The sequence below is a fragment of the Ruegeria sp. BHSA191 genome, from assembly GCF_059613325.1.
On record NZ_JBXWSH010000003.1, the window covers coordinates 175,355 to 189,429 of the forward strand.

Here is a 14,075-nt window from a genome sequence, read left to right on the forward strand (position 1 = left end):
AATGCAAGACCCTGTAACATGCAAAGGCTTCTTGTTCCGGTCGGTTTTCTGTTGGCGGTCGCGCTGTTGGCGGCCGGGGTGTGGTCTTACGGCTATCGTCAGGCCCTGTTTCAGCTGAGCGAAAAGGCACAGGCCGATCTGGAACTGGCTTCGGACCGGCTGAGCTCGCAGTTGCAGGTGTATCAGGAACTGGCGGTTCTGATGTCCGAGCATCCGGCGCTGCGCGATCTGGAGACCGAGGCCGACCGGGCCGCCGCGCGGGCGCTGCTGCTGGAGGTCGCCGACAAGTCCTCGGCGGTGGATGTGATTTTTGCGGATACTTCGGGTCGCGTGCTGGCCGCGGCGCTGGACGTGGTGGGCGGCAATGTGGCCGGCCTCTCGGCGTTTCGGCGCGCGATGCAGGGCGCCCTGGGCAGCGCGCATGGCGTGCTGGGGGAAACTGGGAACCGGATCTATTCCTACGCCGCGCCGTCCTTTGCGCCCGACGGACGGGTCAGAGGCGTGTTGATGGTGATTGCCGATGTCGAAGATGTCGAACGCACCTGGCGCGGCAGCACCGAGGCGGTGTTCTTCGTCGACCGGTCGGGGCAGGTCTTCATCACCAACCGGTCCGAGCTGCTGTTCTGGTCCCGACCACCCGGCGTGGTGGGCCTGCGGCCACCCGGTCAGCCGGCGGGGGACTTCCGGTCCACCCGGATCGGTCCGCATGAAGTGTGGACCATCGGCTGGGGCCCGTATCTGCCCCGGCGGGCCTTGCACCTGACCCGGGATCTGCCTGTGATCGGCATGACCGGAGAAGTGCTGATGGATGTCGCGCCCGCCCGCCGGCTTGCCGCCTTGCAGGCGGCGGCGGTCGCGGCGATCTGCCTGGCCTTCGGGGCCTTGCTATTTCTGGCCACCGAACGTCGGCGCACCCTGGCGCAGGCCAACGCGGTCCTGGAAAGCCGCGTGCTCCAGCGCACCCGTGCGCTGACGGCCGCGAACGCCGCCCTGCGCCGCGAGGTGGCCGAACGGCAGGAGGCCGAAGCCGCGCTGAAACGCGCGCAGGCCGATCTGGTCCAAGCGGGCAAGCTCAGCGCGCTTGGCAAGATGTCGGCCGGCATCAGCCACGAATTGAACCAGCCGCTGATGGCAATCCGCCAATTCGCCGACAACGGCGCCGCCTTTCTGGCTCGGGACAACACCGAAAAGGCGCGCGAAAACCTGGGTCGTATCTCGGACATGGCCGCGCGGATGGCGCGTATCATCAAGAACTTGCGGGCCTTTGCGCGCAATGAGAGCGAGCCGATGGGCAAGGTCGATCTGGTTCAAGTGCTGAACACCGCCGTCGAACTGACCGAAAGCCGCCTGAAATCCGATGGCATCGCCGTGGACTGGCAACCGCCCAATACACCCGTTCCGGCGTGGGGCGGCGAGGTGCGGCTGGTGCAGGTTTTCGTGAATCTCATCAACAATGCCGCAGACGCCATGGAGGGCCGCGACCGGCGGCAGCTGACCATCACCCTTGACCGGGCCGAGCGCATCCGGGTCGGCATCCGCGACACCGGTCCCGGCATCGCCGACCCCGACCGCGTGTTCGAGCCGTTCTATACCACCAAGACGGTCGGCTCGTCCGAGGGCATGGGGTTGGGCCTGTCCATCTCGTACGGTCTGGTGCAAAGCTTCGGCGGCGAAATACGCGGCGCCAACACGGAGGATGGTGCCGTATTCACCGTCGAACTGGAACCGTTCGAAAAGGAAGTCGCCGCATGATCCGCTCGGTCCTGTTGGTAGATGATGACGCCGCCGTGCGCGAGGCCCTGGCCCAGACGCTGGAACTGGCCGAACTGACGGTCATTCCGGCGGGGTCGTTCGTGGCCGCCAAGGATCATATCCACGCCGGCTTTCCCGGCGTGATCCTGTCAGACATCCGCATGCCGGGGCGCGACGGGTTTCATCTGCTGTCGTATGCCCGGTCGGCCGATCCCGACCTGCCGGTAGTCCTGCTGACGGGCGAGGGCGACATACCCATGGCGGTGCAGGCCATGGGGCAGGGAGCTTTCGACTTTCTTGAAAAACCCTGCGCGGCCGCGGATCTGTTGGCAGTGCTCGATCGGGCCTTCGCCAACCGGGCCGAGGTGCTGGCCGAACGCCGGGCAAAACGCGAGTTGGAAAAGGGCGACCCGGCCGCGCGGCTGCTGTTCGGACACTCCCCCCAGGCCGAGGACCTGCGCGCCCGCGTGCGCAGCGTGGCCCCGACCCAAGCCGAGGTTCTGGTGACCGGTCCGCCGGGCAGCGGCATCTCGAAGGTCGCCGAGGTGGTCCACCTGATGTCGCCGCGGGCGCAGGGACCGTTCGTCAAGCGCCCGGCGGCCGGGCTGACGGCGCAGGATCTGCGTCAGGTGGCTGGGGATGCGGCTGGTGGCTCTCTGTTTCTGGACGAGGTGTCGGCGATGCCCGAGGCCACACAGTACGCCACGCTCGACCTGATCGAGGCGGGCGCAGGGGTGCGCATCATCGCCGGCACGACCGCGGATCTTGCCGCGCTGGTGGCCGAGGGTCAGTTCAACGCCGATCTGTTCTATCGGCTGGACGTGATGCGGGTTCGGGTGCCGTCCTTGGCGGAACGCCCCGAAGACATCCCCGTGATCTTTCGCCACTATGTGGCTCAGGCGGCAGAACAGGCCGGGATCGCCGCGCCCGAGGTCACGCCCGAACACCTGGCCAGCCTGATGGCGCGCGACTGGCCGGGCAACGCCCGGTCGCTGATGTCGGCGGCCATGCGCTTTGTCCTGGGTATGCCGGAGGAGGTGGCGACGGCGGCCGATCTGGGACTGGCCGAGCAGATGGCCCGGGTCGAGCGGTCGCTCTTGATCGCAGCGCTGGGGCGGCACAACGGCAAGGCCTCGGAGGCTGCTCGGTCGCTGAAGCTGCCGCGCAAAACCTTCTATGACAAGCTGGCGCGCTATGGCATCCGCCCGGAGGACTATCGCCGCTAGGCTGTTGGCGATTCGCAGGCGATTCGACAGGTGTGCGGTTTTTCGCACGGGTGGCCACCTTGGTGTGCGGATTTTCGCACATCGCGCCCCCGGCGATCAGACAAGCATGTTGAATACGCTTTTTAACAATCAGATAATAAACAGAAAAAATCAAAATTCGCGCAAAATCTCCGAAACGTTGATTGGCTACCTCCGATTCGCTTCACTTCTTCGCATCTGGCGCCTTGGTAGGCGCCAACGGAGGTTTCAAAACGTCTGGGAGGACACCAACATGAAATTCCTTGCAACAGCTGCGACCGCTCTGGCCCTGTCCGTGACCGCTACGGCCGGCTTCGCCCAGTGCGATGAGGGCGAGATCGTCGTCAAATTCGCGCATGTGACCAACACCGACAAGCACCCCAAGGGCATCGCCGCCTCTCTGCTGGAAAAGCGCGTGAACGAGGAAATGAACGGCAAGATGTGCATGGAGGTCTATCCGAACTCTACGCTCTACAACGACGACAAGGTGCTGGAGGCGATGCTGCAGGGTGACGTGCAACTAGCCGCGCCCTCGCTGTCGAAATTCGAAAAGTTCACCAAGCAGTTCCGCCTGTTCGATCTGCCGTTCATGTTTAAGAACATCGACGCGGTGGATGCCTTCCAGGCCTCCGAGGCCGGTCAGGCGATGAAGGACAGCATGCAGCGCCGCGGCCTGCAGGGCCTTGCCTTCTGGCATAACGGCATGAAGCAGATGTCGGCCAATAAGCCGCTGACGCTGCCCAGTGACGCAAACGGACTGAAATTCCGCGTGCAGTCGTCTGACGTGCTGGTGGCACAGATGGAAGCCATCGGCGGCAGCCCGCAGAAAATGGCCTTCTCGGAAGTCTATGGCGCTCTGCAGCAGGGCGTTGTCGACGGGCAGGAGAACACCTGGTCGAACATCTACGGCAAGAAGTTCTTCGAGGTGCAGGACGGCATCACCGAAACCAACCACGGCATCATCGACTATCTGGTCGTGACCTCGGTGGACTGGCTTGACAGCCTGGAACCGGACGTGCGTGAGCAGTTCCTGACGATCCTTGCCGAGGTGACCGAGCAGCGAAACAAAGAGTCGTTCGCGGTCAACGAACAGGCCAAGCAGGCGATCATCGACGCCGGCGGCACCATCCGCCAGCTGACGCCAGAACAGCGTCAGGCCTGGGTCGACGCGATGAAGCCGGTCTGGGAGAAGTTCGCCGGCGACGTTGGTCAGGACAAGATCGACGCGGCGCAGGCCATCAACGCCGGGTTCTGATCCGGCCGCGCCCGACCCCTTGGCAACCTGCGCGTTGCCGAGGGACGGGCAGGGCGGGCCCGACGGCCCGCTACTAATTCTCTCAATGAAAAAAACGTGGGGACAGAAAGATGTCTGGTGCGAAATCCGGCCCGACCGGGCTGGTCGACCATATCGAAGAAACCCTTATCGCGGCGTTGCTTGGTTTGATGACCGTGGTGACCTTCGCCAACGTAATCGCGCGCTTCGTCTTCAATTCCAACATCCTGTGGGCGCTGGAACTGACCGTGTTCGCCTTTGGATGGCTGGTTCTGCTGGGAGCGTCGTACGCGGTCAAGAAGCACGCCCATCTGGGTGTGGATGCGATCCTGAACATGCTGGCGCCTGGGCCGCGCCGGATCATGGCGCTGGTATCCGTTGGCTTCTGTTTGATCTTCTCGCTGCTGATGCTGAAAGGGGCCTACGACTATTGGGCGGTGTTCGCCGACCTGCCGCCGACCTCGGGGCGCTGGTTCCCCACAGGCTTCGACTTTTCGGCCCGCAGCCAGAGTTTCTATGAGGTCGACGACATCCCCATGGTCGCGCCGCTGCGCTTCCTGGAAGACCTCATAAACTATGGCGAACATTACGAAAAACTTCCCAAAGTCGTGCCTTATCTGGTGCTGCCGGTTTCCATGCTGCTGTTGGTGATCCGCTTCGCCCAGGTGGGCGTGCAGATCTGGCGCGGTGAAACCGACCGTCTTGTAGCCAGTCACGAAGTCGAGGACGAAATCGAAGAAGTCCGGGCCCAGCAGGGAGAGCATGACTGATGGACGTTGTCTTTCTTTTCTCGATGGTCGTGGGGCTGCTGCTGATCGGCGTTCCGATCGCGGTGGCGCTCGGCCTCAGCTCGACCCTGTTCCTGCTGATCTATTCCGACAGCTCGCTGGCCTCGGTCGCCGCAACGCTGTTCGAAGCCTTCGAGGGGCATTTCACCCTGCTGGCGATCCCGTTCTTTATCCTGGCCTCGTCCTTCATGACGACGGGCGGGGTGGCGCGGCGGATCATCCGTTTTTCCATCGCCTGCGTCGGACACCTGCCGGGCGGTCTGGCGATTGCTGGCGTGTTCGCCTGTATGCTGTTCGCGGCCCTGTCGGGCTCCAGCCCGGCGACGGTGGTCGCCATCGGCTCGATCGTCATCGCCGGGATGCGGCAGGTGGGCTATTCGAAAGAATTCGCCGCGGGGGTCATCTGCAACGCGGGTACGCTGGGCATCCTGATCCCGCCGTCGATCGTGATGGTCGTCTATGCCGCCGCCGTCGAAGTGTCGGTGGGCCGGATGTTCCTGGCCGGCGTGATCCCGGGTTTGATGGCAGGACTGATGCTGATGGTGACGATCTATGTCATGGCCAAGGTCAAGAACCTGCCCAAGGGCGATTGGCTGGGCTGGGGCGAGATCTTTGAATCGGCGCGCGAGGCGGCCTGGGGGCTGTTCCTGATCGTCATTATCCTGGGCGGTATCTACGGCGGGATTTTTACCCCGACCGAAGCCGCGGCGGTGGCGGCTGTTTACGCCTTCTTCATCGCCAGCTTCGTCTACAAGGACATGGGACCGCTGCGCACGGCCGATGGCGAACAGAATATGTCGCTGCTGAAAAAGCCCCATGCCTTGATCACCGCGTTCTTCCATGCGGACACCAAGCACACGTTGTTCGAGGCCGGCAAGCTGACGGTGACGCTGCTGTTCGTGATCGCCAACGCACTGATCCTCAAGCATGTTCTGACCGACGAGCAGGTGCCGCAGCATATCGCCAACGCGATGTTGTCAGCGGGGCTGGGGCCGGTGACCTTCCTGATCGTGGTGAACGTGATCCTGCTGATCGGCGGTCAGTTTATGGAGCCCTCGGGGCTGCTGGTCATCGTGGCGCCGCTGGTGTTCCCGATCGCCATCGAACTGGGCATCGACCCGATTCACCTAGGGATCATCATGGTGGTCAACATGGAGATCGGGATGATTACGCCGCCCGTCGGTCTGAACCTGTTCGTCACCTCGGGCGTCGCAGGCATGCCGATGATGAGCGTGGTCCGCGCCGCGCTGCCCTTCTTGGCGGTGCTGTTCGTGTTCCTGATCATGGTCACCTACATCCCGTGGATCTCGACGGTGTTACCGAACACCTTCATGGGCCCCGAGATCATAACGAACTAGCGGGAAAGATCCGATCCGAACCGGTGCGCCGGTTCGGGTCCCTCAGGCCGGGTCGCCGTATTTCGCCAGATAGTCCGCGACCCACCGGATGCCCCCGTAGCCCCGCCGCCGCCGTGCGCCCCAAGATCCGATGTCATCGTTGACAAGTTCATCGGGATTGGGTCGGCCATTGAAGATCACGATCTTGGGGCGCTGCGGCAGGTTTCTGTAGGGTTTGTAGACCAGGCCGAACGGCCAGTAGGGCACCAGATGAATCAGTCCGATGCACCAGTTCTTGGGGAAACACCGACGCTTGTAGGCTAGGGCCGAGATATAGTTCTGGTCGTTTTCGTATTTCGGCAGATGGGTGTCGCCGTCAAAGTCGTCGAACAGGTGATATTGCTGGGACGGGACATAGCCCACCACGGATGAATTGCCACGGGTGACCTTGTTCATCAGCCACGGCACAAGATCCCAGACACTAGCCGGAATCATCCGCCAGACGAAGCCGCGGAATTTGGGCATCAGATACAGCCCGCCCTTGTCCAGCGTGATCTGAAACAGCGGATCGAGATCGCCGGTGATCAGCAGGTCGAGGTCCAGAAACAGCGCCGCATCGTACTGGCCGACGATCCGGCGGTCGAACATCTGCAGCTTGGGCCATTTTCCATGCGTCCACAGCGGGCGGTCCAACTGGGGAAAGGCAAAGGGCTGCCGTTTGATGCCGGGCTCGAGCCCCGTGAAATCATCGGAAATGCAGATGAAGTCATGCTCGATCGACAGGTTGTCCTGAACCGACCGGTACAACAGGTTGACGTATTCGGGGCCATAGACATCGCCCCATTTCATGCAGATGACACAGACTTTCATGGTTCCGGTCCCGGGTTTCAGGTGATCGCACGGCCAGGCCGGCATCCATGTGGCATTGGACGGGTCAGGCCTGTTCGAGCGCCGAGATGATGCCCGAGAAATCGCGGGCCTTCAGGCTGGCCCCGCCGACCAGCGCGCCATCCACGTTCGACACGCCGAAGATCTCGGCCGCATTGGCCGGTTTTACCGAGCCGCCGTACAGCAACCGCACCGACCGCCCCACGCCCTCGCCGAACCGCCGTTCAAGCCGGGCGCGGATAAAGTCATGAACCTCGCCGATCTCGTCAATCGTCGGGACCTTGCCGGTGCCGATGGCCCAGATCGGCTCGTAGGCGATCATCAGGTTTTCGCCGGTCGACTGGTCGGGCACCGACCCCGACAGTTGCCCGCCGATGATGTCCAGCGTATTGGCTGCCTCGCGCTGCTCGAGGCTTTCGCCGACGCAGATGATGGCGATCAGTCCGGCATCCATGGCCGCGCGGGCCTTGGCGCGCACGTCCTCGTCCTGCTCGCCATGGTCCTCGCGCCGCTCGGAATGCCCCAGTATTACATGGGTCGCACCCGCGTCCTTCAGCATCTCGGCGCTGATGTCGCCCGTATGCGCGCCAGAGCGTTCGGCATGGCAGTCCTGACCGCCGATGGCGATGCCACCCCCGACCGTCTGCGCCGCGCGGTGGATCAGGGTGGCCGGTGGGCAGATCAGGATGTCGACCGTGGGCGCGGGGTGGCTTTGCTTCAGCGTTTGCAACTCGGACAGCGCGGCCCCGGTTCCGTTCATCTTCCAGTTGCCTGCCGCCAGCTTGCGTCGCATGTCGGGTCCTCCGCGGTCGTTGATGCAAATATGGTCGCATCCCAGTTAGCACCGCTGGAGGGGCGTGACAATTCCGGTTGCAGAGCACCGGGTTCGCCGCCACTCTGAAGAGGTCAATTCGAACGGTAACATGATGATCGACGACCTGGATCTTGCGAAACTGGACCACCGCGCGCCCGAGGACCTGACGCGCCTTGCCGATGCTGCGCAGCGGGTCGGGTTTCTGACCGTCTCTAATACCGGATTGACCGCAGATCGCGTGCGTTCTGTCATCGAGACCTACCGCGTGTTCTTTCACCTGCCGCGCGCCGACAAGCGGGCCGTCGACATGGCGCGGACGGGCGCGAACCGCGGCTGGGGCGCGCCCGGGTCCGAGCAGGTCGACCCGGATGCCAACCCCGATTACAAGGAAGTGTTCGATTGCGGGTTCGAATTGCCGCCGGGAAACACGTATCAGGGCCGGGGGCTGAGCGTCTATGCGCCGAACTTGTGGCCCGTGCAGCCGCCCGAGTTTCGCGCCGTCATCCAGGCCTATTACGCGGACGCCTGTGCCGTGGCGATGCGGATCCTTCGGGCCATTGCCTGTGCCCTGGGGCGGGATGCAAACAGCTTCGACCGAGCATTCGATACGCCGATGGCCTTGCTGCGCGGCAACTACTATCCCCGGCGCCCGGACTGGGCGGGTGACAAGGATTTCGGAATCGCCGCGCATACCGACTATGGCTGTCTGACCCTTCTGGCCACCGACGGCCAGCCCGGGCTCGAGGTTCAGATGCCCGGGGGCGAATGGCAACCGGTGCAGGCTGACCCCGGCACCTTCATCATCAATTTCGGGGAAATGCTGGAATTCTGGACCGCCGGGCGCGTCAAGGCCACCATGCACCGTGTCAGGGGCGGCCGGGACGAGCGGATCTCGGTTCCGCTGTTCTTCAACCCGTCCTACGACACCAATGTCGCACCGCCCGGTTCAGGCCGGACGATCAGCGCCGGGGAACATCTGACCCGGCGCTTTCAGGAAACCTATCTGCACCTGAAACAGAAACCTTAGCCCTGCTGGGCCAGCGACTCGTCGAACTTGATCGATTCGCCGCAGCCGCAGGCATCGACCACGTTAGGATTCTTGAATTTAAACCCCGATTCCAGCAGCGAGGTTTCATAGTCGATTTCCGTGCCGAACAGGAACATCTGGGCCATGGGGGCAATCATTACCCGGGCGCCGTCCTGTTCGACGACCTCGTCATTCGGGTCGGCCTGATCGACATATTCCATTGTGTATTCCATGCCGGCGCATCCGCCCTTTTTGACGCCGATGCGCAGGCCGGCATGGCCGCCCGACTTCATCAGCCGAACGATCTGCTCGGCCGCTTTCGGGGTCATCGTCACGGCTTGCTTGCCGGGAATGCCAAACATCATGCTCTCCGTATTCGCGCGTTGTTCATAATCTAGGGTGGCCGAGGGCAAGGCTCAAGCCGTCCCAGTGGTTTCGTGTCTTTTTCTGCCGGGCGCGCCTCGCCCATGACCGAGATTGCCCGTGGCGAGCATCCCTATGTGCTGAAGGTGGTCCGGTGTGATCGCGCCACCGCTTCTGGACAGGAGGCCTGGGAATGATACGATCCTCATTCAAACCGATCCTGTGCGGCGTCGTCGCTGCCCTGTCCGCCTCGCCGGCCATGGGTGATCCGGCCAAGCATCCGGTCGATTGCACCAGCGCCGAGGGCGATCTGATAGCCATTGCCGCCGAACGGAAACATGCCCGGGTGCAGCAGGCCTAAAGCATTCTGGCCATCACGCCGGCCGGCGCGTTGCACGGGTTGGTCGCGGGGGCCGAGCAGAAAAGGCTGAAGATGTTGTCGGGCGAAGATGTCGATAAATTGGACGCCCGTGCCGCCGAGATCAAGGCAACCTGTGACCTGAAATGAGCGCAGGCAAAGAGCGATCGCGATGCCGGGTGCCGGGACGACCCCGGACTTGCGGCGTTACATGAAGCCCAATTCCAGGCGGGCCTCGTCCGACATCATTTCCATGCCCCAGGGCGGCTCCCAGGTCAGTTCGACGTCCACCTCCTTGACCCCGGCCACCGGCTCGATTGCCTCGACTACCCAGCCCGGCATGTCGCCCGCCACGGGGCACCCCGGAGCGGTCAGTGTCATGATGACCTTGACCGCGTTGTCATCGCTGATCTCGATCGTGTAGATCAGACCCAGATCATAGATGTTCACGGGAATTTCAGGGTCATAGACGGTCCGGCAGGCCTCGACCACGGACTCGTACAGAGGGTGCTCGACCGTAGAAGGCGCGATCAAAGGGGTGCCTTCCAACTGTTCGCTTGGGTGGGTCATGGATGCCTCGGGTTGTTACCTGAGCGATTATATAGGGAAAGCCGCCGCCAGCGTCCAGAGGCGGAAGGCGCCCGGGAAACGGGCGCCATCGTGGTCATTCGTTGATATCCTTTTCAAAGGTCTTCACTTGTCCGTGCGGCAGAGCGAACATGCGCCGCAGGATCAGCCACGCGATCAGCGACAGCACCGCAAAGATCAGCAGCAGCACGGCCAGGTCCGGCGCAATGCCGGGGATCGCCAGAAGCAGTCCCGTGATGGCGGCGCCGATCGCGAAACCCAGGAAGATGAAACCGGGCAGGGCGACTTCGAGGATGCCCAGAACCAGCGCCGCCGCCAGCCAGAGCCACCAGGTCAGCCAGAACGGGTCAGCCATCATTTCCCCCCTTTCAACATGTTGAAGGCATTGCCGAAGGCCTCGAGCGCATTGGCAGGCACCACGATCGTCTGGCTGCCACTGCCTTTGCCCAGGGCGTTCAGGGCTTCGACCTGTTTCAGGGCAACCTGGTACTGGGCCGCTTCCAGACCGTTGGCCTGAATCGCTTTGGCGACCACCTCGGTGGCAAAGGCCTCGGCTTCGGCCTGCACACGGCGCGCCTTGGCGGCCTGCTCGGCGGCATAAAGCTCGGCGTCGGCCTGCAGCTCAACGGCGCGTTTCTGGCCCTCGGCCTCGGTCACCTGGGCGCGACGGGCGCGCTCGGCGTTCAACTGCTGCAGCATGGCGTCGCGGGTGGCCTGATCAAGGTTCACGTCCAGAATTTCGGCCCGGGTCACCTCTATGCCCCAGTCATCAACGGCGGTTTCCACGCTTTCCTGGATACGTTCGATCAGCTGCGCGCGGTTCGACTGAACCTCGTCCAGATCCATCTTGCCGATCTCGGCGCGCACGATGCCCGCCACAGTGGTGGCGATGGCGCCATCGACATCACGGATGCGGTACACGGTCTTTTCGGGTTCCAGAATGCGGTAGAAGACAGATGTGTCAATCTGCACCAGAACGTTGTCCTTGGTGATGGCGTCCTGCGTGGCGTTGGGAAGCTGGCGTTCCAGAATCGAGATCTTGTGGCGCGCTACGTCCAGGAATGGCACGATGAAATTGATGCCGGGGCCCAGCACCGAATGCAGGCGCCCGAACCGTTCGACCACATATTTTTCGGATTGCGGAACGATCTTGATGCCCTTCAGGATGACGACGACGACCAGAACGGCCGCCAGAAGGTAAATGATGTTGGATGAAAGCAGTCCGATAATCTGGTCTTCGGTCATATCTGTCCTCATTTATTGTGTACAATTGTATACATTTGGGGATTGAGTCCCATGATTTCAACTCTGGTATGGCGGGAACGGCAGTGGAATCCCATGCCGGATATTCGCCGGGCAATGCCGAAATTCCGGTCTGTGACTGCTTTGCATCCGCAACTGATTGCGCTATCGGGGCGGGATGAAACTGATCATCGACACCGACCCGGGCATCGACGACGCGATGGCCATCGCCTATGCCGCCGCTGCGCCGGAATTCGACCTGGTGGGGTTGACCACGGTATTCGGCAACACGCATGTGGAACAATCCAGCCGCAACGCCCGCTATCTTGCGCACCGGCTGAGGTTGGACGTTCCGGTTGCCTTGGGGGCCGGCGTCGCGCGTGGCGCCGACGGTCATGTGCCATCGCGGCACGTTCACGGCAACGAGGGGTTTGGTGACCTGACCCAGATACCCGAGATCGGGCAAAACCACGATCTGCCGGCTGCCGAATTCTTGGTGGAGATGGCGCGCCGGCACGGCAAGGACCTGACGGTCTGCGCGGTGGGGCCGTTGACCAACATTGCCGACGCGATGCGGCTAGACCCGGAATTTGCGGGCAATATCGGGCAGTTGGTCATCATGGGCGGGGCAGTGTTCTGCCCCGGCAACATCAATGCCCATGCCGAGGCCAACATCTTTCACGATCCGGTGGCGGCGGACGAGGTGTTCTCGACCCCGGCGCCGACGGTTCTGGTGGGGTTAGATGTCACGCTGAAAACGCTGTACCGCGCCGATGATTTCGAGACGCTGGCCCAAAGCGCCCCGGAAACAGGTGGGTTCCTGCGTGACATTTCCCGGTTCTACCTGAACTTCTACCGCGAGGTGGCGGGGTTGGACGGTTGCGGTCTGCATGACTCGACCGCCGTCATTGCCTGTTCGCACCGGTCGATGTTCAGCCTGCACGAAACCGGTTTGCGGGTCGCGCTGGATGGCGAGGCGCGGGGCGCGACCCGGCCCGAACCGTCGCGGCCGCCGGTACTGGTGTGCACCGACGTGAACGGCGATCAGGTCGTCGATCTGTTCACGCAAAGGGTTGCGGCATTGCCCTGACGGGTTGCATTGCGCGCGTCGATCGGGCAAAGCCTGCCCGGTTCAGCGACCCGAGGCGATGACATGACCGAGCGTTTTTCATTCGAACTGAAGGCCACCGACGGCAAGGCCCGCACCGGCGTGATCCACACGCCGCGGGGCGAGGTGCGCACGCCGGCCTTCATGCCCGTGGGCACGGCCGCGACGGTCAAGGCTATGATGCCCGAAAGCGTGCGGGCGACCGGCGCCGACATCCTGCTGGGCAACACCTATCACCTGATGCTGCGGCCCACGGCCGAACGGATCGACCGTTTGGGCGGCCTGCACAAGTTCATGAACTGGCACCGGCCGATTCTGACCGATTCGGGCGGGTTTCAGGTCATGTCGCTGGCCGGCCTGCGCAAGCTCACCGAAAAGGGCGTGACCTTCAAATCGCATATCGACGGATCGAAGCACGAGCTGACACCTGAGCGGTCGATGGAGATCCAGCGCCTGCTGGGGTCGGACATCGTCATGTGCTTTGACGAATGCCCCGCCTTGCCTGCCGACCGCGACCGGATCGCCGAGTCGATGCGCCTGTCGATGCGATGGGCCGAACGGTCCCGCGAGGCGTTCGGCGATCGGCCCGGCCACGCGCTGTTCGGCATCATGCAGGGCGGGTTGGAGCGGGACCTGCGCGAGGAAAGCGCCGAGGCCCTGAAGGCCATCGGGTTCGACGGCTATGCCGTTGGCGGCCTGGCCGTGGGCGAAGGGCAGGAGGCCATGTTCGGCTGTCTGGATTATGCGCCCGATTTCCTGCCCACCGACAAACCACGCTATCTGATGGGCGTGGGCAAGCCCGATGACATCGTGGGCGCCGTGGCGCGCGGGATCGACATGATGGATTGCGTGCTGCCGTCGCGCTCGGGGCGGACGGGCCAGGTGTTCACCCGCCGCGGCGTGGTAAACATCAAGAATGCCCGCCACGCCGACGATCCGCGCCCGCTGGATGAACAGTGCACTTGCCCGGCCTGCTCGAATTATTCGCGTGCCTATCTGCACCATGTGTTCCGCGCCAACGAGATGATTTCGGGCATGCTGCTGACCTGGCACAACCTGCACTATTTCCAGGAAATCATGCAGGGTATGCGGGACGCGATCGCTGAAGGCTCATTCGAAGTGTGGCAGGCAGAGTTCCACGCGCAACGGGCGCAGGGCGACATCGAGCCGCTCTGATACGATCTGATGCACGTGCGACCAAAACTGCATCGGGCCTCAGCTGATGCCTTGCAGTCGCGTCAGCGTCAGGTCATTGTGTTCGGACAGGTACGGCGAAAAGGTTGAAACCGGGCG

The 14,075-nt window shown here is 63.1% G+C and carries 15 protein-coding genes; 9 read left to right on the forward strand and 6 right to left on the reverse strand.

Annotated elements, in window-relative coordinates; genetic code table 11:
• Nucleotides 1-18 precede the first annotated feature (18 nt).
• The 5 genes from AC2FNS_RS04560 (at nucleotide 19) to AC2FNS_RS04580 (ending at nucleotide 6,415) form a co-directional block, all read left to right on the forward strand.
• A complete protein-coding gene (locus AC2FNS_RS04560) occupies nucleotides 19-1,752 on the forward strand; it encodes a sensor histidine kinase (RefSeq protein WP_496713167.1) in 1,734 nt (577 codons plus the stop codon).
• Entirely contained in the window at nucleotides 1,749-2,978 is a 1,230-nt protein-coding gene (locus AC2FNS_RS04565; RefSeq protein ID WP_496794998.1) for a sigma-54-dependent transcriptional regulator, read from the forward strand. The genes AC2FNS_RS04560 and AC2FNS_RS04565 overlap by 4 nt, the downstream gene beginning before the upstream one ends.
• A 271-nt stretch (nucleotides 2,979-3,249) precedes the next feature.
• Complete coding sequence (locus AC2FNS_RS04570) at nucleotides 3,250-4,251, forward strand: DctP family TRAP transporter solute-binding subunit (protein ID WP_496713163.1); 1,002 nt, start codon at nucleotides 3,250-3,252, stop codon at nucleotides 4,249-4,251.
• Between the two features lie 110 nt (nucleotides 4,252-4,361).
• Complete coding sequence (locus tag AC2FNS_RS04575; RefSeq protein ID WP_496679794.1) at nucleotides 4,362-5,039, forward strand: TRAP transporter small permease; 678 nt, start codon at nucleotides 4,362-4,364, stop codon at nucleotides 5,037-5,039.
• The gene (locus AC2FNS_RS04580) at nucleotides 5,039-6,415 is read left to right on the forward strand and encodes a TRAP transporter large permease (protein ID WP_496688260.1); all 1,377 of its coding nucleotides are present in this window, start codon (nucleotides 5,039-5,041) and stop codon (nucleotides 6,413-6,415) included. The genes AC2FNS_RS04575 and AC2FNS_RS04580 overlap by 1 nt, the downstream gene beginning before the upstream one ends.
• Before the next feature lie 42 nt (nucleotides 6,416-6,457).
• On the opposite strand, the gene AC2FNS_RS04585 is transcribed toward AC2FNS_RS04580, so the two are convergent.
• Together AC2FNS_RS04585 and tpiA are read right to left on the reverse strand one after the other, a co-directional pair.
• A complete protein-coding gene (locus AC2FNS_RS04585; RefSeq protein ID WP_496713161.1) occupies nucleotides 6,458-7,264 on the reverse strand; it encodes a hypothetical protein in 807 nt (268 codons plus the stop codon).
• A gap of 64 nt (nucleotides 7,265-7,328) precedes the next feature.
• Nucleotides 7,329-8,075 carry a triose-phosphate isomerase gene (tpiA, locus tag AC2FNS_RS04590; protein ID WP_496713159.1) on the reverse strand — a complete coding sequence of 249 codons (747 nt, stop codon included), beginning with the start codon at nucleotides 8,073-8,075 and terminating at the stop codon, nucleotides 7,329-7,331.
• A gap of 133 nt (nucleotides 8,076-8,208) precedes the next feature.
• On the opposite strand from tpiA, the gene AC2FNS_RS04595 reads away from it, so the two are divergent.
• The gene (locus AC2FNS_RS04595; RefSeq protein ID WP_496713169.1) at nucleotides 8,209-9,123 is read left to right on the forward strand and encodes an isopenicillin N synthase family dioxygenase; all 915 of its coding nucleotides are present in this window, start codon (nucleotides 8,209-8,211) and stop codon (nucleotides 9,121-9,123) included.
• Here the strand turns inward: AC2FNS_RS04595 and AC2FNS_RS04600 are convergent.
• On the reverse strand, nucleotides 9,120-9,485 hold the full coding sequence (locus tag AC2FNS_RS04600) for a HesB/IscA family protein (protein ID WP_149775221.1): 366 nt from the start codon (nucleotides 9,483-9,485) through the stop codon (nucleotides 9,120-9,122). The genes AC2FNS_RS04595 and AC2FNS_RS04600 overlap by 4 nt on opposite strands.
• A 194-nt stretch (nucleotides 9,486-9,679) precedes the next feature.
• On the opposite strand from AC2FNS_RS04600, the gene AC2FNS_RS04605 reads away from it, so the two are divergent.
• Nucleotides 9,680-9,847 (forward strand): hypothetical protein, encoded by a 168-nt coding sequence (locus AC2FNS_RS04605; RefSeq protein ID WP_496713155.1) that lies wholly within the window; start codon nucleotides 9,680-9,682, stop codon nucleotides 9,845-9,847.
• A 204-nt stretch (nucleotides 9,848-10,051) separates the two neighbouring features.
• On the opposite strand, the gene AC2FNS_RS04610 is transcribed toward AC2FNS_RS04605, so the two are convergent.
• From AC2FNS_RS04610 to AC2FNS_RS04620, 3 genes are all read right to left on the reverse strand, one after another.
• Entirely contained in the window at nucleotides 10,052-10,414 is a 363-nt protein-coding gene (locus AC2FNS_RS04610; RefSeq protein ID WP_005983465.1) for an SUF system Fe-S cluster assembly protein, read from the reverse strand.
• A gap of 94 nt (nucleotides 10,415-10,508) precedes the next feature.
• Complete coding sequence (locus AC2FNS_RS04615) at nucleotides 10,509-10,787, reverse strand: NfeD family protein (protein WP_496713153.1); 279 nt, start codon at nucleotides 10,785-10,787, stop codon at nucleotides 10,509-10,511.
• Nucleotides 10,787-11,677 carry an SPFH domain-containing protein gene (locus AC2FNS_RS04620; RefSeq protein WP_496679807.1) on the reverse strand — a complete coding sequence of 297 codons (891 nt, stop codon included), beginning with the start codon at nucleotides 11,675-11,677 and terminating at the stop codon, nucleotides 10,787-10,789. The genes AC2FNS_RS04615 and AC2FNS_RS04620 overlap by 1 nt, the downstream gene beginning before the upstream one ends.
• Before the next feature lie 175 nt (nucleotides 11,678-11,852).
• Here AC2FNS_RS04620 and AC2FNS_RS04625 point away from each other — a divergent pair, with 175 nt between their 5' ends.
• Both AC2FNS_RS04625 and tgt read left to right on the forward strand, forming a co-directional pair.
• Nucleotides 11,853-12,764 (forward strand): nucleoside hydrolase, encoded by a 912-nt coding sequence (locus AC2FNS_RS04625; RefSeq protein ID WP_496713151.1) that lies wholly within the window; start codon nucleotides 11,853-11,855, stop codon nucleotides 12,762-12,764.
• A 63-nt stretch (nucleotides 12,765-12,827) separates the two neighbouring features.
• The gene (tgt, locus tag AC2FNS_RS04630; protein WP_496713149.1) at nucleotides 12,828-13,958 is read left to right on the forward strand and encodes a tRNA guanosine(34) transglycosylase Tgt; all 1,131 of its coding nucleotides are present in this window, start codon (nucleotides 12,828-12,830) and stop codon (nucleotides 13,956-13,958) included.
• Nucleotides 13,959-14,075: the final 117 nt, after the last annotated feature.